This is a genomic window from Pseudarthrobacter sulfonivorans (assembly GCF_014712225.1).
GTDB lineage: Bacteria > Actinomycetota > Actinomycetes > Actinomycetales > Micrococcaceae > Arthrobacter > Arthrobacter sulfonivorans.
Genome location: NZ_JACXBW010000002.1, coordinates 283,593 through 305,545, shown reverse-complemented (window position 1 = coordinate 305,545; position 21,953 = coordinate 283,593). Strand labels below are relative to the sequence as shown.

The 21,953-nt window shown below is 63.9% G+C and carries 21 protein-coding genes; 8 read left to right on the top strand and 13 right to left on the bottom strand.

The window, feature by feature from the left end; genetic code table 11:
- The first annotated feature begins 34 nt into the window (after positions 1–34).
- Genes IAQ70_RS03715 through IAQ70_RS03700 form a run of 4 tightly spaced genes read left to right on the top strand, consistent with a single transcriptional unit; the run spans position 35 to position 3,312 of the window.
- Complete coding sequence (locus tag IAQ70_RS03715) at positions 35–865, top strand: PRD domain-containing protein (protein ID WP_190987968.1); 831 nt, start codon at positions 35–37, stop codon at positions 863–865.
- 39 nt (positions 866–904) lie between these two features.
- The gene (locus IAQ70_RS03710; protein ID WP_190987967.1) at positions 905–1,171 is read left to right on the top strand and encodes an HPr family phosphocarrier protein; all 267 of its coding nucleotides are present in this window, start codon (positions 905–907) and stop codon (positions 1,169–1,171) included.
- Positions 1,171–1,860 (top strand): histidine phosphatase family protein, encoded by a 690-nt coding sequence (locus IAQ70_RS03705; RefSeq protein ID WP_190987966.1) that lies wholly within the window; start codon positions 1,171–1,173, stop codon positions 1,858–1,860. Before IAQ70_RS03710 ends, IAQ70_RS03705 begins: the two co-directional genes overlap by 1 nt.
- 39 nt (positions 1,861–1,899) lie before the next feature.
- Positions 1,900–3,312 (top strand): FAD-binding oxidoreductase, encoded by a 1,413-nt coding sequence (locus IAQ70_RS03700; protein ID WP_190987965.1) that lies wholly within the window; start codon positions 1,900–1,902, stop codon positions 3,310–3,312.
- A gap of 90 nt (positions 3,313–3,402) precedes the next feature.
- Here IAQ70_RS03700 and IAQ70_RS03695 read toward each other — a convergent pair whose 3' ends face one another.
- Together IAQ70_RS03695 and IAQ70_RS03690 are read right to left on the bottom strand one after the other, a co-directional pair.
- Complete coding sequence (locus IAQ70_RS03695) at positions 3,403–3,756, bottom strand: hypothetical protein (RefSeq protein ID WP_190987964.1); 354 nt, start codon at positions 3,754–3,756, stop codon at positions 3,403–3,405.
- A 113-nt stretch (positions 3,757–3,869) separates the two neighbouring features.
- Positions 3,870–4,763, bottom strand: a complete 894-nt coding sequence (locus tag IAQ70_RS03690) for a helix-turn-helix transcriptional regulator (protein ID WP_190987963.1) — start codon at positions 4,761–4,763, stop codon at positions 3,870–3,872.
- 307 nt (positions 4,764–5,070) lie between these two features.
- Here IAQ70_RS03690 and IAQ70_RS03685 point away from each other — a divergent pair, with 307 nt between their 5' ends.
- On the top strand, positions 5,071–5,892 hold the full coding sequence (locus tag IAQ70_RS03685; RefSeq protein ID WP_190987962.1) for an SDR family oxidoreductase: 822 nt from the start codon (positions 5,071–5,073) through the stop codon (positions 5,890–5,892).
- A 157-nt stretch (positions 5,893–6,049) separates the two neighbouring features.
- Positions 6,050–6,703: a hypothetical protein gene (locus IAQ70_RS03680; RefSeq protein WP_190987961.1), complete on the top strand. Its 654-nt coding sequence runs from the start codon at positions 6,050–6,052 to the stop codon at positions 6,701–6,703.
- A gap of 316 nt (positions 6,704–7,019) precedes the next feature.
- Here IAQ70_RS03680 and IAQ70_RS03675 read toward each other — a convergent pair whose 3' ends face one another.
- The 11 genes from IAQ70_RS03675 to IAQ70_RS03625 form a co-directional block, all read right to left on the bottom strand.
- The gene (locus tag IAQ70_RS03675; protein WP_190987960.1) at positions 7,020–7,901 is read right to left on the bottom strand and encodes an HAD family hydrolase; all 882 of its coding nucleotides are present in this window, start codon (positions 7,899–7,901) and stop codon (positions 7,020–7,022) included.
- Positions 7,898–10,468 carry a phosphoribosyltransferase domain-containing protein gene (locus tag IAQ70_RS03670; protein WP_190987959.1) on the bottom strand — a complete coding sequence of 857 codons (2,571 nt, stop codon included), beginning with the start codon at positions 10,466–10,468 and terminating at the stop codon, positions 7,898–7,900. Before IAQ70_RS03670 ends, IAQ70_RS03675 begins: the two co-directional genes overlap by 4 nt.
- Positions 10,465–11,652: an HpcH/HpaI aldolase/citrate lyase family protein gene (locus IAQ70_RS03665; protein ID WP_190987958.1), complete on the bottom strand. Its 1,188-nt coding sequence runs from the start codon at positions 11,650–11,652 to the stop codon at positions 10,465–10,467. Before IAQ70_RS03665 ends, IAQ70_RS03670 begins: the two co-directional genes overlap by 4 nt.
- A gap of 28 nt (positions 11,653–11,680) precedes the next feature.
- Positions 11,681–12,469 carry a hypothetical protein gene (locus tag IAQ70_RS03660; protein WP_190987957.1) on the bottom strand — a complete coding sequence of 263 codons (789 nt, stop codon included), beginning with the start codon at positions 12,467–12,469 and terminating at the stop codon, positions 11,681–11,683.
- Between the two features lies 1 nt (position 12,470).
- A complete protein-coding gene (locus tag IAQ70_RS03655; RefSeq protein ID WP_190987956.1) occupies positions 12,471–13,013 on the bottom strand; it encodes a TerD family protein in 543 nt (180 codons plus the stop codon).
- Positions 13,014–13,021: 8 nt separating this feature from the next.
- Positions 13,022–13,537 (bottom strand): hypothetical protein, encoded by a 516-nt coding sequence (locus IAQ70_RS03650; RefSeq protein WP_190987955.1) that lies wholly within the window; start codon positions 13,535–13,537, stop codon positions 13,022–13,024.
- Positions 13,538–13,567: 30 nt separating this feature from the next.
- A complete protein-coding gene (locus tag IAQ70_RS03645) occupies positions 13,568–14,761 on the bottom strand; it encodes a toxic anion resistance protein (protein ID WP_190987954.1) in 1,194 nt (397 codons plus the stop codon).
- A 25-nt stretch (positions 14,762–14,786) separates the two neighbouring features.
- Positions 14,787–15,368 (bottom strand): TerD family protein, encoded by a 582-nt coding sequence (locus IAQ70_RS03640; RefSeq protein ID WP_190987953.1) that lies wholly within the window; start codon positions 15,366–15,368, stop codon positions 14,787–14,789.
- Between the two features lie 71 nt (positions 15,369–15,439).
- Complete coding sequence (locus IAQ70_RS03635; protein ID WP_190987952.1) at positions 15,440–16,021, bottom strand: TerD family protein; 582 nt, start codon at positions 16,019–16,021, stop codon at positions 15,440–15,442.
- Between the two features lie 26 nt (positions 16,022–16,047).
- The gene (locus tag IAQ70_RS03630) at positions 16,048–16,638 is read right to left on the bottom strand and encodes a TerD family protein (RefSeq protein WP_190987951.1); all 591 of its coding nucleotides are present in this window, start codon (positions 16,636–16,638) and stop codon (positions 16,048–16,050) included.
- A gap of 21 nt (positions 16,639–16,659) precedes the next feature.
- Entirely contained in the window at positions 16,660–17,775 is a 1,116-nt protein-coding gene (locus IAQ70_RS03625) for a DUF475 domain-containing protein (protein ID WP_190987950.1), read from the bottom strand.
- Between the two features lie 997 nt (positions 17,776–18,772).
- On the opposite strand from IAQ70_RS03625, the gene IAQ70_RS03620 reads away from it, so the two are divergent.
- Positions 18,773–19,195 carry a hypothetical protein gene (locus IAQ70_RS03620; protein WP_190987949.1) on the top strand — a complete coding sequence of 141 codons (423 nt, stop codon included), beginning with the start codon at positions 18,773–18,775 and terminating at the stop codon, positions 19,193–19,195.
- Positions 19,195–21,951, top strand: coding sequence for a vWA domain-containing protein (locus IAQ70_RS03615; RefSeq protein WP_190987948.1), 2,757 nt, complete (start codon positions 19,195–19,197; stop codon positions 21,949–21,951). Before IAQ70_RS03620 ends, IAQ70_RS03615 begins: the two co-directional genes overlap by 1 nt.
- The last annotated feature ends 2 nt before the right edge of the window (positions 21,952–21,953 follow it).

Below are 21,953 nucleotides of genomic sequence, written 5' to 3'. Positions count from 1 at the left end.
TGCGGAGTCAAGCACGACGCTGGAGGACCTTCGAGTGCACACCATTAAGAAGGTGCTCAACTCCAGCGTTGTGCTCGTGGAGGACAGCCGCGGTGTGGAACGCGTCCTGCTGGGAAAAGGCATCGGCTACGGACAAAAAGCCGGAGCTCAGATCGCGGCGTCTGAGGGTGAACGGGTTTTCGTTGCCCTCGACGACGCGGACCAACGCAACCTGGTGGAGCTGCTGGCCCAGATTCCGGCCGAGTTCGTCGACCTCACCCGCAGCATTGTGGACGACGCCAAGACCGAGGGCCTGGATCTTGACCCGCACATCTACCTGGCGCTGACAGACCACCTGCACTTCGCCGTCGACCGGCAGCGGCGTGGCCTCAAGATCGTCAACCGCCTGGCGTGGGAGATGCGGACCGTCTATCCCCAGCACTACGCGGTCGGTCTCAGGGCGCTCGCCGCGATGCAGGAACGGCTGGGCGTGACCCTCCCGGACGACGAAGCAGCCAACATCGCTTTCCATCTCGCCAACGCCGAGGTGGGCAGGGAAGGTGTCGATTCCCTGCGCGTCGTCCAGCTCATCCGGGAAATCACCACCATCGTCTCCCACACCGCCGCCATCCAGCTCAACCGCGAGGACCTCCACTCGGCGCGGTTCATCGCACACCTGCAGTATCTGGTGGAGAGGTTCTTCACCGACCGGCTCCTGCGCAGCGAGGATGATTTCCTGTTCCACAGCCTGAGCAAGCGTTACCCGCGTGCCGTCGCCTCGGCCGAGCGGGTGCGGGACTTCGTCCAGGGCAAGCACGGAGTCCTGCTGCCCAACGAGGAAGTCGCGTTCCTTGCCCTCCACATCGCCCGTGCTGCACCCGAATAAGACATCTTGCTTTACATCACCAATTTGAAAGGCCTTCCCTTGGCACAACGCACCACGTCCATCGCTTCCTCCGTTGGGCTGCACGCCCGCCCGGCCTCGATCCTGGCAAACGCCGCCAGCAGCTCCGGCCACGACGTCACCCTCACGGCAAAGGGCCGCACGGTGGATGCGGACAGCCTCCTGTCCGTGCTGAGCCTGGGAATTGGGCACGGCGACGAGGTGGTCATCACCGTGGAGGGGTCCGACGACGAACGCGTGGCCGACGAGATCACCGCGCTGCTTGCCTCGGACCTCGACAAAGTCTGATGCCGGACGCCCGCATCCATTTAGTCCGTCACGCGGAAACACTGTTCAATGTCAACGGGCAATTGCAGGGCTGGTGCGATTCCCCGCTCACCGAGCGGGGCGAGCGCCAGGCCGCCGCCCTCGGAGAGCGGCTGCGGGATGTTCCGCTGGCCGCGGCTTTTACGAGCGATCTCACCCGGACCCGCACCACGGCCGCGGCAGCACTCGCCGGACACCCGCACCTGGCCGTTACGGAGATGCCGGAGCTGCGGGAGTGGCATTTCGGCGGGTGGGAGGGACAGCCCAACGCGTCCCTCTGGGGGCCGGTCTTCCGGGATCACGGCTATAGCTACGTTCCGGCCTCTCCGGACTGGCCCCGCATGACGGCCAGAGGGTATGACACCGTTATCGACTCGGTCCACAAGCATGATCCGAGCCGCCGGGCAGAAACAGCCGAGCAGGTGCGCGTCCGGCTGACGAGGGGACTGGGGGTCCTGCTGGCGGCAGCTGAACAGGCCGCCGCAACCGGTGCCGGCGACGTCCTGGTGGTCACGCATGGTGTGGTCCTGGGAACCCTGCTCCGCCGGATCGCGCCAGACCACATCCTGCCGGGCGGGTTCCCCAACTGCGGGCTGGTCACCGTCACGTGGCAGGACGGTTCCGTTAGGGTCGGAGAGACGGACGACTCCTGTGCCCAGGCGACAGGCTGACAGGAACAGACGCAAAGTCGAACTGCAAAGGAACTGCACATGATTGAGCCCGCGGTGCTGCCGGACATCCTCTCCCGCGACCTGGGTGCGTTGGCGCCTGGAGGGAAGGTCCTCACCGATGACCCTTCCCTCCGGAAATACAGCCACGACGACGCCGAGTGGGCACCTTTTGAAGCACCGCTCGCGGTAGTCCTGGCGAGCACGACGGCGGAAGTCGCCGCCGTCGTGAATTATGCGCGTGAGCACGGGATCCGCATTGTTCCCCGGGGCTCCGGGACGGGGCTTTCCGGCGGAGCCAACGCCGTGCGCCACTGCATCGTCCTCTCACTCGAGCTCATGACAGACGTTGTGGAGATCAACGTTGATGAGCGCTACGCGGTGGCACAGGCCGGCGTTATCAACGATGCCCTGCGGGAGGCTGCGGCCGCCGTCGGCCTCTGGTACCCGCCGGATCCGGCCAGTTCGGGCATCTCCACCATCGGCGGTAACGCCGCCACCAACGCCGGCGGCATCTGCTGCGTGAAATATGGCGTGACCCGCGATTACGTGCTGGGCCTGACCGTGGTCCTCGCCGACGGGGAGATTGTCCACCTTGGCCGCCGGACCGCGAAGGGTGTCACAGGGTATGACCTGACCGGGCTGATGGTGGGGTCTGAAGGAACGCTGGGCATCATCACCGAAGTGATCGTTAAGCTTCTGCCGCTGGCGGGCCGGGTGGAGCAGGGCATCATCGGATACTTCCCATCGTTGACAGCCGCGGGTGCCGCCGTCGCTGCCATCTCGTCGGAGGGGATCATTCCGGCCGCCCTCGAACTGATCGACCGGACCTGTTTGCGGGCGGTGGACGACTGGCTGAAGCTCGGCCTGCCGGGGGACGCGCACGTCCTGCTGCTGGCCAAGGTGGATGAACCGGGGGAGGCGGGCCGCGAGTCGTCGGACCGCGTGGCAGCAATCTTCACAGCCTCCGGGGGAGTGAACGTTGAGCAGGCGGTTGACCCGGAAGAGGTTGGCCGGCTGTTCCTGGCCCGGCGCATGGCCTACCCGGCACTCGAACGCCTCGGACCGGTCCTGACCGAGGACGTGTGTGTGCCGCGGTCAGCTGTTCCGGAGATGCTGTCCCGGATTCAGGCCTCGGCCGCGAAGCATGATCTTGTCATTGCCAATATTGCCCATGCCGGTGACGGAAACCTGCATCCGCTCATCATTGCCCCCGAGGGTGACCTGCCGGCGAAGGCCCGGGCGAAGGCCGCCTTCGACGAAATCGTCGAGGACTGCCGGGCCCTGGGCGGCACCGTCACCGGGGAACACGGTGTGGGCCTGCTCAAGCTGCCGGGCGCCGCCGCCGAACTGGAACCGCGGGTGATTGGCATGCACCAGGCCGTCAAAGACGCGCTCGACCCGCAGGGACTGCTCAACCCGGGCAAGGGATTTCCGCACATGATGAGGCACTAGGCTCTTCTGCCGCGGCCGGCGATCTAGAAGCTCTGGCAAAGAGGAACTCCGCAGCGGAGCGCTGCGGAGTTCCTCCTGTGCAAGGGCTAATTACTGGGAATCAGACTTCTGATCCCGGTCCCGGAGGTTGTTTTTGATCTCGTCAAACTTCTCCTTGAGCATCCGTTCCACTTCCGAAAGGGACTTCCCTGCACTGCTCAACGGGTCCATCTGCAGATAGACGTTGTGACCGACAGGCAGGTCGTACTCGTCCTTCAGGTGGGTGCCGCCGCCGACTCCTTGGAGGGACACGTACACCTGGGCGTCCGTCCGGGCGATACCGGCGATGGTTCCAAAGACAACCGTGAAGTCGTTCGCCTGAAAGCTCACACTCTGACCGATATGGCTGCGGTCAAGGTCACCGGCTGCTACTGACTTTTCGGACGGGCTTCCGCTGTAATTCACGAGCTTCTCCTAATAATCGAGGGACGCATGCCACAGCAGTCTATAAGCCAGCCAGGAAGCGACGGCAGGGTGCAGGTCCTCCTTGTGCCGGACCATCCTGTTCAAGGGGCTCTTCAGGCGCGGCGCGCAGACCGGTCCGTCGTCTTGAGTCGCGTTTCACTGCGGACCGTGGCGTTCCAGGTGGCGAGCAGGTTGAGTGCGTCGTGGCCCGGGGTGCCCGGTTCGGCACTGTAGGCGATGAGCGTGAGGCCTTCATCGCCGGGCAGTTGCATGGCCTGAAAGGCCAGTTCGAAGTCGCCGACGACGGGGTGGTGGAAGGGCTTCACCCCTGTGCTGTGGAGCCGGACGTTTTGCGCGGCCCACATGGTCCGGAAGTCCTCGCTCCTGGTGGAAAGCTCTCCGATAAGGTCGGTGAGCTCACGGTTGTGGGGATCGCGGGCGGCCTCCTGCCGAAGGATGGCCACGACGTCCTGGGCCGTTGATTCCCAGTCGGGTACCTGCTCACGGGAACCGGCGTCCAGGAAGACGAAGCGCGCGAAGTTCCGGGGCCGCTCCGGCTCGTCGCCGTTGGGGTGGTACAGCGCACGGGCCAGGTCGTTCATGCCGAGGACATCGAGCCGGCCGTTCTGGACGAAGGCCGGGATTCCGGTCATGCCGTCCAGAAGGTGCTGGATGCCGGGGTTGAGTTTCTGCGGGCTGCGCCGGCGTTGCCGGGGCCGCTTGAGGTTTGATGCGCGGGCGAGGTCGAAGAGGTAGGTGCGTTCGGCGTCGTCGAGTTTGAGGGCACGTGCGAGGGATTCGAGGATGCTGTCGGAAACGCCGGTGAGGTTTCCGCGCTCGAGCCTGTTGTAGTAGTCAATGCTCATCCCGGACACTGCTGCGAGTTCCTCGCGGCGGAGCCCGGGCACCCTGCGCAGGCCCCCGTACACGGGCAGTCCTGCCATTTCAGGGGTGATCCGGGCACGGCGCGATTTCAGGAATTCGCTCACGTCACTGTTGTTGCTCACCTTTTCCACGGTACGCGCGAACAAGTGGCTGGTGGGAGGTACTGCTATTACATGGAACACCAGCCACTACCTCGGATTCGGGCAGGGCGGTTGACTGGATAACGGAGGGACGCAGAAGCGCTTTCTCATCCCGTCCCTCCCCGCCACCAAGACTTCTTGGAGAACCCTGAATGGCTGACTTATCTAATGGATCAGGCCGCCGTGCACGGGTATGTGTCCGCATCGGCGGTGTGTGGAAAGCCAACCACTCCCCGGCACGAACCTTCTAACGACAACCCAAAACCAAACGAAAGTTAAGGAAACCCCCATGGCAGCAGAAGTAGCAGTCATCGTCGGCTCAGGCAGCATCGGAGTAGCGATCGGCCGCGCGGCCGGCATCGGCCGAAAGGTCCTCCTCGCTGACTACAGCGAGGAAACCATGAACACCGTCGCCGATCAGCTCCGCGGCGAAGGCTACGAGGTCTCCACCCACCCGATCGACATCTCCAACCACGACGCCGTCACCGCCTTGGCCCAGGCCGCCGCATCGCTGGGAGACGTCACCCGCGTCGTCCTCGCCGCCGGGGTTTCCCCGGTCCAGGCAACCACAGACCGGGTGCTGAACGTTGACCTTCTCGGCACCGCGTACGTCCTCGAAGAATTCGGGCGGGTCATCGCCGCAGGCGGCTCGGGCATCGTCATCTCCAGCATGGCCGGCCACATGGGCGACGGCTACCCCCGGGAGGTCGAACACGCACTGGCGTTCACTCCGACGGCAGAACTTCTGAACCTGCCCTTCCTCGCCGCCGAGAAAGTAGGCGACTCCGGTGCCGCCTACACCCTCGCCAAGCGCGCCAACGCCCTGCGGGTCCAGGCGGCAGCCACCACCTGGGGTGAGCGCGGGGCACGCATCAACTCCCTGAGCCCCGGCATCATCTCGACCCCGCTCGCCCAGGACGAGATGTCCGGACCGTTCGCCGAAGGCTACCGCTCTATGATCCGGACCTCAGCCGCCGGGCGAATGGGCACCCCAGCCGAAGTGGCTACCACTGCGGCGTTCCTCCTCGGTCCCGAAGGCGCCTTCATCACCGGCTCGGACCTCCTCATGGATGGCGGCGTCATCGCAGCCATGCGGGCCGGACAGCTCTAACGAACGGCCACACTTCCCTTACCCATGCTGAGCGAGGTCCTAGGTTTGCTCCACGGCGTTCTCAGTCGCGGCTGAGCCTGCCCGGATTGTGGCGGTAGGATCGGAGCATCGCCGCTGGCCGGCCACTGTTTTGGGGGAAACTATTGTGGAATTGATGATGTTGCGGCGCGCAGCCGCGGTGGCGCTGATGGCCGGAGGCGCGATGCTTCTGGCACCCGCCCCGGCATATGCCGAGTATGTGTGCTGGATGTCCGACGGCATCCGGTACTGCTACGACCCGAACGACGGCAAGGTCCCGGTGGAACCCGAACCGGCGCCGGTGGAACCCACCTATGTTCCCACTCCTCCGGTCCCCACCGTGGAGCAGCCCTGGATCCAGCCTGTTCCCGTCCAGCCGGGTTCGGTCCAGCCCGTGCCGGTGCAGCCTGCACCGGTACCGGCAGCCCCGCAGCCCGCACCGGTGCCGGCTCCCGCCTACGTCCCGCCGCAAACGGACGGATACTACGCCCCGGCCGCGGAGGCCCCCGCTGCTGCGGAGGAAGTCATGCCCGCCGAGCCTGCGGCCGCGGGAGTGCCGGGGGCAGCGGCAGTTCCCAGTGCTTCGGCGGGCCCGACGGCGGTCACCGTACCGTCGCCGGCGGCGTCGCCATCAGCGGTTGTCACCTCCGCTGCAACCCAGACGGGCGGCGCGGAACCGTTTGACGCCGTGCCGGTGGTACTCATTGCCGGCGGTGTCATAGCGGTTGCCACTGTTGCCTGGCTGGTGCCGCCTGTCCGGCGGGCCCTGTTGAGCCTGTCCAGACTCGAATAAGAGCTTTATGGAGAATCCCGGTCCCGATGTTTCGGCAGTGCTGCCCGTTCCCGTGGGGCAGGGGCTCTGCAAGACTTCGGGCATGAGCGACCCACGAAGCCGCATTCTTCCCCTTCTCCGCCAAGGTGAGCAGCTGTTGTGGGAGGGACAACCCGATCCGCGCGTCCGGTTCACGGGGGCTGATGCATCCACGGCGGCGGTTCGGCGCCCGACGCTCTATCAATTAACGCGGGTTTTTGACCAGCGCTCTCTCACTTTTCTAAAGAGAGTGAGAGAGGGATTGGAATTAATGGGCATTAAGTGAGAGAGCGTCCGGTCAGTTTTCCAGAGCCCTCTGCAGCGCAGGGAGGTGCGCTGCGGCGAAGTGAAGGATCTCCTCGCCGGCCATGATTCCGGTTGCGGAAGTCACGCTGAGATTTGCACGTTGGAACCCGTCCTGATGGAGCTCACCATGGGCTGGCCTGGTGGCGACGTCGGCAAGCCGCAACATACCGGCGTCCAGCCTTGAATCGCCGGCCGCCAATAGGACATCGACGGGCTGCCGGCGTCGGATCTCCGCCAAGGCCGCCTCCTTGGTGACAGGTGAAGGGACGCAATACAGCTTCCTGCCCTGGAGCGACGTGGTCCAGCCGCGCTCCTGGCACCACTCCCGCAGTTCTTCCAGATAGTCGGCGGATAGTTCTTCACGGTTGACGATGCTGTACACGAAGGTGTCTTCAGCTACGCGGCCCCGCAGAATTGCCGGCGGCCTGGCCGGGCCAAGGAGGCGTTCGTGTACTTCCTGCAAGGGTGCGCAGTTGGCCTCGACAGAGTCGTGGATGAATTTCGACCACGCCGGATCAGGGACTCCGTCGTGCAGGAGGACTGCCCCGTTCGTTGTTACCGCGTAGCCCCTGTCCCGGCCGGGGATATTCACGCGCCGGAACTGCTGCACCGTGCGTGTGGTGACCGGAACGAAGACGGCATGGTGCACGAGCCGTTCAAGGACGTTCCAGGCTGCGCGTGTCATGAAGGACAACGGCGCTCCCTCATAAACCTCTGCCACCACCAGCGAGGGAGCAGAACTGTCGGCACACTGCAGGGCCATGGAATTGGCCGAGTAGATGAGTGTCCGGTCAAGATCGCATGCCACCATCACCGAGGCGTTGCCGATGGTCGGGGATTCAGGGAGGTCAATTCCGCTGGCCAGTGTGGTCATAGTGCTGCCGCCTTCTTTTCAGTGCCCGTTGGCCCGGGACGGTGCAGGGGATGGATCAGGCCGACACACGTATACGGGAGGTCTTCCACGTAGACCACCTCCACGCCGCGGAGCCTGGCCAACAGGAGCACGTGCTGCACGTCTTCCTTGGAGGTTGACCGCACCAGAATCTTCCAGGGGACGCGGCGCAGCAGGACCCGTGTCGTTTCACCCACCCCGGGTTTCACGAGATTTGTGTTGTTGATCCCGTATTCCTGGCTGATCCGGTCGACGGCGGCCCACCCTGACCAGTCCGCCACGCGGGAGCCGGCATCGTCCGGCACGGCTCCTGCCGCCGTCGTAAGAACGCTGTCCTGTACCTCGACGAACCGCCGGGACACAGCGTCAAGGAAGGCTGCAGAAACGTCCTCTGCCGCCAGGTGCCGGTAATACTTTGCCCCATGGAAATCGTCGGGGAAGATGAGGTCCCGGTTGAAGACGGTGCGTGACACCAGCCCGGATACAGTCGAGTTCAGGCACGCCGAGGGAATCAGGAAATCGTCCCTGGTGCCGAATATTTCCGTACAGTGCCCCGGGTCGGCCAGTACTGCCAGTTCCGGGCTGAACCGTGCCCCGTCGGTGCGCGCAAAGTCCTCAACCGCCGTCCTCAGTTCACGGGCGATGGCGCCTTTGCCGGTCCAGCCGTCCACGAACATGATCCGTTCCGGTGCGTAGTGGCTGGCGAGGTGGCTCAGGGCTGTCTGGTCGATGCCGACGCCCCGCACGATGCTCGCCGTGTAATGGGGGAGGTCGACGCCGTGCACCTGCTTGGCCCAGCGCTTCATCAGGATTCCGACCGGTGTGCCCGCCCGTGCCAGGGATACGAGGACCGGCGAGCCATCCCGGAGTGCCAGCACCTGTTCGGTTACCGTGCCGACGGCGTGAGCCACCCGTGCCGCCGACCTGGACAAAGCATCGTTGTACAGGTCCTGGTACTCACGCGAGGGCTCATATTCCTCCGGCAGGGATTCTGCGTAATTGGCCCGGCCCGACTGGATCGCAGCCTCCCGTTCAGCGGTAGGGGCTTCCAGCTCAGCAAAGCTGAGGTCCTTGATCAACCACTGCACTTCGCCTGCCTGGTACGAACCAAAGGAGGGCCCCTGACCCGGTGTCGGGAACGGCCGCTCCGCGCCCAGCAGCACCACCTGCACGCTCGCACCCGTTTCGGACACCGCCTCGGCGATGCTTCCGGGGCCCGTCAAGGCAGCTTCTGGCGTGCCCGGTTCGGCCATGACCACCACCTGGTCAAACCGCTGCCCGGCGTGGTTGAAGTTATAGGCAAAGCGCTGACCGGGACCATCGGTGGTTGCATCATGGCTGTTGAACGTCACTGCCGACCGGACCGGATACCCCTCGCGGTCAATGACGGCGATGGGGGAGCGGGTACTGGTGGAATAGCGGACCGTAACCCCGGGCAGCCTTACCTGCAGGGAGGACGCCGTTGCCAGCGGCAGTGCCATGAACTCCTCGGTGGCCAGGATCAGCAGGCTGCCTGCGGGCGCCACAACCGCGGCCAGTTCGTCTGCAATGCGGTCAGGAATGGCACCCGGCCCGGGACGGGTGCCGTTGCCGAACCGGGCACTTCGAATGGCGCAAACGCGCACGGTGAGATCGAGGACGGACACCTCTCCGCGTTTGGGGGTGAGGACATCCGGGGACGCGAACTGGCCCACAAGTGAGGCTGCCTTGGCCGGCAGATCGTCAGGCAAATCGATCGCGCCGGTGGCAAGGCTGACCACGGTGATCCTGCAGGCCAGCTCGGCCGCCAGGTTGTCCAGCTTTGTTCTGTCCGGCTCCGGCCGCAGGTCAATCAGTGAAGCAACAACGTAATGCTGGTGGGCGGACGCCTGGTGGAGGGCCGTGATGGTGTTGATGATGGTTGCGCCGGTGCTGAGCTCATCGTCAACCAGGACGACGGTGTTGGCGCCGCGGAGGGATGAATGCCGGGTGGGGAACAGCTGGTGCGAGGTGGCATGGGAGTGGGACTCTTCGAAGGCCGCGTACGGGCGTACCGCATCCATGCCGGCCACTGCGTGGCGGGTGGAGTGGATGTAATAGGAGCCCAGGGAATCGGCCACGAGCTGGCCCAACCCCGTTGCGGTTTCGGCATAGCCGATGGTGGCGACGTCCGGACAGGCTGGTTGGCCGCGCAGATCCCTGCAGAGGTCAGCGATCGCCGCGGCCCGGTCGGATGCGGCCCGGCCCGATGCGGCCGGATCCCCGGTCAGCAGTGCCTCGAACCGGGACGCGGCGTCGGTGATGAGTGCCCTGTCCAGGGGGCCGAGGGCGCCGCGCACCAGCAGCCCCAACAACAGGCCCGCCGCCTCCGCGATTCCCGGCTCGGTGGGCACGTGTTTTGCCAGTACCCGTGAGACCAGAAGATGCGCGCGCTTGGGGTTTCGGCGCAGGGCCAGGTCCACCAGCTGTGTGACCGGCAAGAGGCTGGGCAGGGCGCCGGGCGCGACGGTGAATCCCCACTCAGCGAATTCTGCGGCGGGATCCGCATGGAGGGATTCGGCGACGGTCATTTCATACTCGCTTCCAGGAGCTCTGCAAAACTTATTCCGGGGTTTGCCACTCCGAAGGCCCGGGCCCGCAACAGGGTTCGTTCAGCCCACGAACGGTGCGGCTTGTGCTCGTTCATCTTGTTTCCATAGGACGAGGCCTGGACTCCGCCGGAAAGGCCGGCGGCGATGTCGGCGGCATCCAGGTACTCCTCGTGGCTGACAACCGACATCGAATGCACCACAGGGACATGGCTCGGGTGGATGACGGTTTTGCCCAGCAGGCCGTTGGCCTGATCGAGTTCGATTTCGCGGATCAGCCCGTCGAGGTTTTCCAGCAGCAAACGCTGCCGCAGGGCATCCTCATTGACGTTGCTGAACGGCGTGGCCCGCAGGAGGGGGCGCAGGACGCGCTCCTTGTTGGAGAAGTGCTCCCAGACGGGTCCGGTGATGACCCAGCTGCTGCCTGTCCGGCCGAAGACGTTTACAACGTCGCCAATCACGTTGGCCACCACATTGACGTGATAGATGGTCAGGTCCCGTGACCGGCGGAGCCCGAAGGCGCCGGACATGTCCGTGGCACCAATGCGGATGCACAGGACCAGGTCCCGGTTGGCGTTGACCACGGCCAGTGCGTTGTGCAAGGCGGCCGTCCTGGTCTCCACATGCGTCGTCACGGGGTCCTCGATGATGGGCATCGCCAGGAGCGGCGGCGGGTTGGGCCCAGGCTCAGTCCGGCCGGCCTCACGGTTCAGCTGGCGCAGCGCCGCGAAAAAGGCCTGTCCCCGGCCGGTTTCGTTCTCGAATTTGGGCAGCACGAAGCCCGCCACGACGTCGAGTGCGGACCCCGCCCGCCGGCCGACGTCGAGGAGTTGTTCGGCGGTCCGGCACCTGATGAACACGAGCGGGAGCGCCACGCCACCGGGCTGGGCAGCGAGTTCAGCCAGCGCCTCGAGGAGGCTTGTTTCGGCACCCGCTACGTCATCGTCCGCCACGGAGTCCTCCAAACACAGGACGAAGCTGATGCAGCCGCGTTCCGCCTGCTTGAGCACCCCCTTCGCCAGGCCCGGCCGGTTCGCCGGCGAGTAGAGCGTCGCGCCGAGGGCGACGGCGAGCAGGCCAGGGTGGGAGTTCCGCGATAGTTCTTCGGGCGGCAGGAGAAAGAGCCGGTCACGTTCGGGCTGGCTCAAAGATTTAAAATGTCGCATTTATCCCCAAAATGTGGCGCAGAATATGCTAGCGGCGGCCAGTGTGCACGTGTGTCGGAGTGGTCATGGTGAAGCCGAAGCCAGCCCAGATGGCTTGGTCGTCAGCGGCCTCGACGTAGTCCGCCCGAAGCTCAAGGAGGCTGTCGATGCGGGAGATATACAGGACCGCACTCTTGCCGTCCGGGGTCTTGGGGGAAACGGCCAGTGCGGCTTCCCCAAAGAGACTGACAACCAGCGGCTCGTCCTGCGCGATGAAGATCGCGCGCCGGAACCGTTGGACGTGTCTGAGTGTAACGGCAGCGGACCCGTCGTGGAAGGCCACCAGTTTTCTGTTTCCGGCGGTCGGGCTGGCAACGCCGGCTGTCTCACCGTGGACGTTTTCAGCGCCTGTCACCTGGTCGATGTCCTCCCAGGCTGTCGACCGCGCGCCGTGGACCAGCAGCGTCCCGATGCCGGACTGCCGTGCATTGAGCCGCACGATGGGCGCGTCCTCCGACAGCTGGCGAGTGTCCGTGAAGCCCGGTGCGCTGAAAAGCCGTGCGGAGTCACGGACGGGTGCCAGCAGGGTTGGGCGGGATCCTCTGTCGCCGGTGCCGGGTCCGCCGGTGCCCGCCCGGGGGCGTTCCAGGCTGAGGCCCACTGAACTGGCTGTCGGGCGCTCCAGGCTGAGGCCCGACGACGGCGCGGGGCTCAGTGATACGTCCGTGCGGGCTGCGGGGATGCGGCCGGGTTCGGGTCCGGTGGGGGTACTTGTCGGCCGGATGCGGCGGGAAAGGTAGGTGATGTCGGGGCGCGGGCGTCGCGCGTGATGGTCCATGTCAGAGCGCCAGCTTGTAGTCGGCTGCCACACCGGCAAGCCCGTTCTGGTAGCCCTGGCCGATGGCCCGGAACTTCCAGCCGCCGCTGTGCCGGTAGAGTTCCCCGAACAGCATGGCCTTGACCTGCATCTGATTTCCCGACGGAATATCGAACCTAAGGAGTTCGCGGTGGGTTTCGTCCGCCAACCGCACGTAGGCGTTCTTGACGGCGCCGAAGTTCCCCGGCCCGCGCAGATCGGGATCCACGTAGACAACGAAGGCGATTTTCCGCACATCCTCCGGCACGGCGGCCAGGTCGACGTCGATTTGCTCCTGGTCGTCCGCCCCGACGAATTCCATGCTGCCCTCGGGGGTCGCCAGCTGGTTGAAGAAGACCAGATGGTCGTCGGAGAGGGCCAGCCCGTCCTGGCCGCACATGATGGCCATCGGGACAAGCTCGGCCTGGGGTCCGAGGCTTTGGGTGATGGTCCATCCGAATGCCACCAGTACTTTACGAAGGCCGGGGTTCTCGGCAGTCAGGGCAGCGTTGCTGCCAGGGATCATTGACGCCACTACTGTCCTTCCAAATGGAGGCTGCCCAGATCGAACTTGTCCTGGAGGAACCTCCCGTGAATGGCCAGTTCGGTCGCGGCGCCGCTGCGGACCTGCTGGTTCAGGTTCAGGACTGTGGAATGCAGGGTTGCCAGTTGCGCCAGCAGGCTAGTCGTTTCGCGGGAACCGTGCACGCGGGCGGATTTGGGCAGCATCAGGTAGGTCCTCAGGGACGTGGGCAGGTAGTCGCTGATGATCGCGCCGGCGAGGACCACCTGCTCAGTGGAGGCGCCGGTCTGTTGCATGTGGGCCACCAAAGGCGCGAGGAGGTCATCGATTTGCCGGAACTGCGAGTAGATCAGGGTGGGCACCCCGCTGCCTGCCTGCCGGATTTCGAGGCGGAGGGCGTCGAGCGCCACACCACTGGCACCCAGGTCCACGGTGTTCTGGTCGAGCACGGGCGCGGGCCCCTGGTCGGCGTCGGAGCTGCGGGCAGCAGCGGCGCCGAACAGGGACCCCAGGAACTTACCGACCATGCCGCGGCTGGGCCTTTCGTGGTGCCGGCACTAGTTGCCTTCTTGCTGGCGGACGCGCTCCAGGTAGGGCTTGGCGCGCTCGAGACCGGTTTCGAGGGCGCGGACGGTGCCCTCCATGTTCTTGTTGGCCTGGGACCGGAAAGTATCGATCGCATCCATCGTCTGGAAGACGTTATCGAAGGCCTTCTGGAGCGTCTCGACGCTCACCCCGGAGCTCGCAGCCTGCTGGTGGATGCGGCCAGTCTGATCCTTCAGCATTTCGCTGGTCTTGAGGATCATGTTGTTGGTGGTGGTGTTGATCGCATCGATCTGGTCCAAGACCATCTTCTGGTTGGCCAGGGCCTGTGCCACGATCACGGCCGTCCGCAGAGCGGAGATGGTGGTGGTCCTGGCCCGTTCCACGCCCTTGATGAGCTCGGTGTTGTTCTTGCGGATCATGTCGATGGCCAGGTAGCCCTGCACCGACACGGCCAGCTGGGTCAGGATGTCCTGGTGGCGCTGCCGGATGGGGAACAGCACGTCGGAGTCGAGCTTGTTCGCTTCCTCGATCTGGCCGGACAGCTTCATGGAGCTGATCTTGTCGGCGGTGGCCGCGTCCAGGGCTTTGGCGAAGACGGCGTACTCGCTCAGGCCCTGCATCGTTTCCCAGAGATTGGTCTTCTCCTGGGCGAGGCTGGCGTTGTCCTTGAGCAATTCGTCCTGGCCGGACATCAGGGACTTGATGATCTTGTCCAGCTGTGTCTGCGCCGATTCGTACTTTTGGAAGTACTTGGCGAGCTTGTTGCCGCCCGGGATGATGCCCAGAATCTTGCGTCCCACACTGAGGTCCGCGCCGTTGGGGGTCAGGTCCTCGACAGTTGATCGAAGCTCGCCCAACGTGGAAGCGACCTGAACCTGGGCGTTGCTCCCGGATTTCTTGGCGCCGGCCAGGGACGTCGAGGATCGCTCGAGCAGGCGGCTGGACGTGTTCGAGGATGCCACCAGCTGTTCGCCGGCGAGCCGGTTGATGCCGTCGATTTTGGACGTGTATTCGGGGCTGTGCGGGTTCATCTGAGCGACTTCCGCGATGAACGCCCGGGCCTGGGCGTTGATCTCGGTCTGGCGTTCGGGTGGAACCGGGACCATGCCGGGAGCTGCATCTTCGTTTACGATTTCCGGGGCATCCGGCGCCTTCAACAGCAAGGCTGAGTCGGAAGCGTCCGGCGGTGTCAGTTGAATGCTCATGTGGGGATCCTTGTCGTTGAGCGTGCTAGCCGAGCTGAACGCCGTAGTCAGCGGCAACACCGGCGAGGCCTGATGCGTACCCCTGTCCCACAGCCTTGAACTTCCACTCGCCATTGTGGCGGTACAGCTCTGAGAAGATCATGCAGGTTTCCGGGGCGGCGTCTTCGCTGAGGTCGTAGCGGACGATTTCGGTGTCGGTTTCCTGATTCACGACCCGGCAGTAGGCCGCGCGGACCTGGCCGAAGTTCTGGCGCCGTTCATCGGCCTGGTCGATCGAGACAACGAAGACGATCCGGGAGACGTCCGCTGCCAGGGTGGAGAGGTCGACGGCGACAGTTTCGTCATCGCCGTCGCCGTCACCTGAGCGGTTGTCGCCTTTGTGCACTACAGTGCCGTCCGGCGTGGACGGCTGGTTGTAGAAGATGAAGTCCGCGGAGGAGCGGACCTTTCCGTCTTCGCCCAGCAGCAGCGCCGAGGCGTCGAGGTCGAAGGCGTCTCCCGTGGTGGTGCGCGGGTCCCAGCCCAGTCCGACGTGCACCTTCGTCAGCCCCGGGGCTGACTTCGTCAGCGAGAGGTTACTGCCCTTGGTCAGGGTAAGTCCGGCCATTCTCCTGCTCCTTCAAGTTGGTAGGGGTGGTGCTGTCCGCCGCCGCGTTGGGGCGGCGGCGGGCAGGCTGTTTAGTCGAGGACGATGCCGAAGTCGGAGGCGATGCCGTGCAGGCCTGTGGCGTAGCCCTGGCCCACGGCCCGGAACTTCCAGTCACCGTTGTGGCGGTAGATTTCGGCGAAAATCATGCACGTTTCGGACGCCGCGTCTTCGGTGAGGTCGTACCGTACGATCTCCGAATCGGTGTCCTCGTTCACCACCCGGCAGAAGGCGTCCCGCACCTGGCCGAAGTTCTGGCCGCGCGCGGCGGCCTGGTCGATGGAAACGACGATGACGATTTTCTCGATCTCCGGCGATACCGATGCGAGGTCGATCAGGACCTGCTCGTCGTCGCCCTCGCCCTCGCCGGTCCGGTTATCGCCCTGGTGGACCACGGCGCCGTCTTTGGAAGCCAACTGGTTGTAGAAGATGAAGTCATCATTGGAGCGGACTTTTCCGGCCGCGGTGAGGAGCAGGGCGGAGGCATCCAGATCAAACTGTTGTCCCGCCGTCGTCCGGGGCTCCCATCCGAGGCCGATCATGGCCTTGCGGAGTCCGGGGTCGGCTTTGCTTAGGGAGAGGTTACTTCCCTTGCTGAGGGTAAGACTTGCCAATTGATCTCCTTAGGGTTTGATTTCTGCTAGAGGACAGAAGCGGCGGGGCGTACAACGTCGTGGGCGGTCTTGCCGTTCGCCGGCGTACCGATGGCCTGGAAGCTCCAGCCGCCAGCGCCCCGGGAGAGCTTCGCCATGATCATTGCAGTATGGCGGCCGGATTCCGTGAGCTGGTATTTGGCGACCTCAGGGGCGGAGGCGACGGATTCGTCGATGACGCGGCAGAAGGCGTTCTCCACCATGTCGAAGGTCTGCTGGCTATAGCTGGTAATGACGAAGACGATGTGCGCCACGTTCGGCGCGACGGAGCCCAGATCGACCGTGATGGATTCGTCGTCGCCGTCGCCTGCGCCGGTGAGGTTGTCACCGGTGTGCTTGATGGATCCGTCCTTGCTCTTCAGGTTATTGAAGAACACCGAGTCCAGCGGCTGCTTGTTGGCATCAAAGAGGATGGCCGACGCGTCAAGGTCGATCTCGACGGTCTTGGTGCCGCCGAAGAAGCCGCGCTTGGCGGGGACAGCGGAGTCCCAGCCCAGTCCCAGCCGGATTTTGGTGAGCGACTCACCGTTTTGCTTGGTCAGCGACAGCGACTGGCCTTTGGTCAGACTTAACCCCATTGTCATGCTCCTGTTCTGTGGTTACTTGGCAACTGTGGAAAGTTCGGCGGGTTCGGTTCCCTCGGCGGCCTTGGCCTTTTTCTTGTTGCGCAGGATGGACGCCGTGAAGGCGGCAACGATGAAGACGACGCCGATGAGTCCGGTGATGACCTCGTTGATGGAAACCGAGATGGTCAGGAGCAGGATGACGGCGAGGGCGCCGATGGCCCAGTGCGCGCCGTGGTCGAGGTATTCGTACTCGTCAAGGGTGCCCTGCCGGACGAGGTAGACGGTCAGGGACCGCACGAACATGGCACCGATCAGGCCCAGGCCTAAGGCGATGATGATGGGGTCCGAGGTGATGGCGAAGGCGCCGATGACGCCGTCGAAGGAGAAGGACGCATCGATGACTTCAAGGTAGAGGAAGAGCATAAAGGCGGCCTTGCCGGCCAGCTTGGCCGGGGCGCTCGGGCCGGCGTGGACGGTGGTTGCGGCGTCGTCGAAGTCAATGTCGCCGTCGTGGTCCACGTCGAAGAGGTTGCCCAGGCCGTTGACCAGGAGGTAGGTGATGATGCCCAAGAGCCCGGAGAGAAGGACAATGCCCTGGTGTTCTCCTGACATGCTTCCGGCGAGTACCAGAGCAACAAGTCCCACCACCAACGAAGCACCATCAAGCTTGCCAATTTTGGCCATGGGAATCTCAAGGAATTTGATCCACTTGATGTCCCGGTCCTCGAACATGAAGTCAAGGAAAAGCATCAGAAGGAACAGGCCGCCGAACGCAGCGATCTGAGGGTGGGCTTCGTGCAGCAGGTAACCGTACGTCCCCGGGGTATTGGGATCACCCTTTTGCAGGGCAAGGTCAATTGCCTCGACGGGATTCAGATTGGCGGTCACGCCCACGATCAGAAGGGGGAACAGGATGCGCATGCCGAAGACCGCGATGATGATGCCCACTGACAGGAACATTTTCTGCCAGAAGGCGTTCATGCGCTCCAAAATGCGAGCGTTGACCACGGCGTTATCGAAGCTGAGGCTGATTTCCAGAATGCCGAGTATGAGGCACAGGATGAGGGCCTGAGGCCCGCCGTATAGGAAGGCAATCACCAAGGCGGCAAGAGTTATCCCAAAGGACCACCCAAAAGTTTTGAAGAACACTGTGCATCCAACTCCTGTAAAGCGGGCCCTGCCGTGAGCAAACGGCATGACCTCGACGTGCTACCAGGAGTAAGTCTCCCCCTGACTCGTCCGATCATCTTAGCCGCACCTCGTCACTTGAACAGTCCACAAAAGGCGCTGCGGCCATACTTCGCAGAAATTCGCCTCATCTTGACGGAATCTTGAGGAGGGACTCATTAACTCGTTACCAGTCGACGTGGCCTTCGCCGCCTCCCGCCATCTGGGATGCCACAGCGTGCCACGACGCCGCTCAACACCGTGACCCGGACGGCATGCCGAAGTTGCGCCCAAGTGCTGAAAACGTCAAACGCAAACAGGGGGAATGAGATGTCGGAACTCGAACGGATGGTCCAAGATATGGGTGACCTGATGAGGCGGAAAGCACGTAATTCTGCGCTTATTAACGGTGCCATCTTCGCTGCAGGGCTGGTAGTTACCCTTGGAACACTGTCAGCCGCGACTAGATCAGGCGGATCTTATTTTGTTTTCTGGGGCGCGATAGCGTTCGGTCTCTACGGCGCTATCCGGGCGCTTATCCGCTATTCGAGGGCGGATAGCGAGGCTGCTGCGCTCGTATACGCGCACATCCGGCGAGAGAGCCATAGCCCGAAGGCTCAATGACGGCCTTTATTCGCCCAAATTTGACCTCATGACATGGCTTGTGACACCCAACAAATAGGACCAGTAATGGCACATTCGCCCAGCGGGATCAGCGCCCAGGCACCCGGTCTCCTATACCTGGCAAAGGCCCCATCCGACGACATTTTGACATCGTTGTGATACTGGCATGTGAGCCCCTAGTATTAGCGCTAGCGGGCGAAACCTTTCCCCTGCTGCATCGACGTTGTCCGCAAAGTCGCGGGCATGTTGGAGTGCTTCTGGGTTTTCGTCGATGGATTATTGGGGTGTAAGAAGTTTGTCTAACGGCAGTAATCCATTTGATTTCAGCAAATACAACTCGTCCGGACCGGAGCCTGTGTCTTCGCGTTCCCTGACGGAGACGCAGCCGCTGTCCCCGGCCGCAGGCAACGCGGCAGATGTCTCCTTCGCCTTCGGTAGTCACGAGACTGCAGTGAACCTGGCTCCCCACCGAGGTGCGCCGGCCAAGGCACCCGTGATCTGGCTCGCCGGTGCCATTGCCTGCGCAGTTGTGTCGCTGGTAGTGGCCGCTGGCTTCGGTGCAACACCAGCACTCGCAATCTCGGCATGGCTGGTGGGCGGCCCGATCGCCATCGCGCTGATCGCCTTCTTCTCGCTTCGAGATACCCGTGCCCGGACTCACACGCTGTATTCCGCGGACGCGATGGTGCCGTGGATTTACCGGCTGGCACTTGTCTTGAGCCTCGCAGCCGTCGTGATAAGCGCCTTGAACATTGCCAACTGGGTAGGGCGGCTCTGATGCGGCGTTTAGTGGCAGTACTCGCCGGCCTTGCACTGAGCATCCCCCTCGCAGCCGTGACTGCTGGGGTAGGCGCCGCAGCCGAAAAGCCAATGACCCAAGTGGACGGTTTCCGGGCCTGCATTGCCGGCGGCGGTGTGACGGACATGCTATTGCTGGTCGACGAGTCCTCCAGCCTGAACCGGACCGACCCGGACTACGCCCGTGTCACTTCGGCGTCCTACCTCGTGACACAGCTAGGCGGCTTCGCCTCCGAATCCAGTGCCGAAGTCAACATTGCCATCAGCGTCTTCGCCAACAGCTACACGCAGATCCAGCCCTGGACACCGCTCAATGACGGGACACTGCCGCTGCTGCAGTCAACGGTAAGTTCGCTCAAGGACCGAGTGAACGGCATGGAGACGGACTACTGGACAGCCTTGGATGGCGCACGCAAGGACCTGGCGGCCAGGGCCGCGGCACGGACGGAAAAGGAGAGCTGCCAGGCCGTTGTCTGGTTCACCGATGGCGGCATCAACTACACCATTCGGACGAACGACGCCGAAAAGGACGCCTATGGTGCCGCCAAGCCGTTCGCGCCCGACACCCAGCTAACTAGCGCCGAGGCGGCGGAGAGTGTCCGAACAGCAGCCATGACGGACATCTGCCGCCCCGGCGGCGTGGCTGATCAGCTCCGTTCCTCGCAGGTGGCCCTCTTTGGCATCGGGTTGCAGGGCAGCGCCGAGAGTTCCGGCGACTTCTTATTCATGGAATCCGTGGCAACAGGAGCAGCCGGCAGCGACGCAGCAGCCTGCGGCAAGTTGATTGATCCGGTGCCCGGCGAATTCCATCTCGCCACGGACATTGATGGCCTTCTGCTCGCGTTCGACGGTATCTCGTCACCGGGCAGCCGTCCCATCACGCAGGACGCTGGCATCTGCCAGGTTTCGGTCTGCATCGACAAGGCCCACCGTTTCGTCCTGGATCAGTCGACGCCGGGCGTCCGGGTGCTGGCCACCGCCGACGGCACCAATCTCGCGGCATCCCTGCTGAATCCAGCCGGGCAGGTCATCAGTCTGCCCAAGAGCAACATCGGCAGCCCGGCATCGCTGATGTCCGATGACAACACGCTGACGTACACGTGGCTGTCCGATAAATCGCTGACTGTTTCGATGACGGAAGGTTCGTCCAAGGCTGGTTGGAGCGGACTCTGGCAGCTCGCCTTCACAGATCCCAGTGGCCAGTCCGGGGGGAGGACCTCAAAGTCCAGCATCCACATTGCCGGGAGCCTCAAGCCGGCATGGCTGAACCCCGCCGCAACATCCCTGCATGTGGGGGAGACCATTCCGGACGTACGCCTGGGTCTCGTGGATGCCGCCGGCAAGCATGTTGACGCAGCCTCCCTGCTCGGAGACGTGCAGCTGACTGCGACGCTCGTTAGTGGCCAGGGCAAGTCTTCCGTGGTCGCTGCCGCCTTGGGCAAGGGTGCGATTGCCAACCCCGTGTCACTGGACCTTGCCGGATATCCGGTGGGAGCCGCCGAATTGATCTTGGAGCTTTCCATCACCACCGCAGCGACTACGACGGCGGACGGCACGCCCGTGCCCGGCACCCCTTTGGAGCCGGCACTGGTATCAGTGCCGTTGGCGCTGTTGCCGCCAGCCGAGTTCCCAGTGCTGGCCAGCAAAGTTGATTTCGGTCAGAGCGAGGGTAACAAGGAGCTTTCCGCGTCACTGCCGGTCTCTGGTGTTGGCTGTGTTTGGCAGGTCGCGGACCAGCGGCCCGAGATCCTCGCGGCACCGGCGGATGTGGGTGCCATCGCGGTCACTTTGGGCTCGGCGAACTCTGCCGAGAACTGCCTGAACGTGAAGGACCTCACCTCACTTCCCTTGACGTTCAAAGCCGAGCAGGCCGGGAACGGCTCAGTTAACGGTCGCGTCGCGCTGATGATCGCGCCGGACGGCGAGCCGGGCAAGGCAATGCCGGTAAACGTCGACTTCACCGCCAGCATGGCCAAGCCGCTCAACAGCACCAATTTCCTGCTGGCGCTCTTGGTGGCACTGATCCTTGGACCGGGAATCCCGCTCCTGTTTCTCTATGCTGCCAAATGGTTTGTGTCCAAGATCCCCGGAATCGCGCTGTCCGCAGAACTTATCCCGGTCACCGTACTGAACCAGCAAGTGCAGCGGGACGGCCGGCCCTTTTCACTCCGTCCGACAGACCTCACCGAGCTTGTGCCCATGAAGACCTCGGGCTCTCGATCGCTGATGATCAAGGGGCTGGAACTGAAGGCGCGCTCCGGTTGGTCACCGTTCGGGAGCGGCTATGTCAGCGTCCTGGCACCGGGCCGATTTGCGGCGGGATCAGTACCCCCCGGAACTGACAGCGGCGGTGTCAACGCCCGGCTCCCGCTGGCCGTGCATAACCACTGGGCAGTTCTCCGCGACGTGGGAGCCGACCCATCCACCTGCCACGTCCTCGTTCTGATTAACGGAACGGCGGAGGCTGCCCAGAAAAGGGATCTCGAAGGTGATATAAATCGCCGCTTGCCCGATCTGCTGGCGCGTTTGAACGACAAGGCCTCGAAGCTGGAAGATGACCGACGTGGACGCCCGGCCTCCGGTCAGCCCTTAGCGTCTCCCTCGCCCACTTTTACCTCGCCGTGGGAGCCCGCCGACGGGCGGATGCAACCGGGGCAACCGGGCGCCACCACGCGGACCCCTGCCGCGGGCGGGGAACCCAGCGGGTTCAGCCCCTGGGGGACTCCGCACTCGTGATA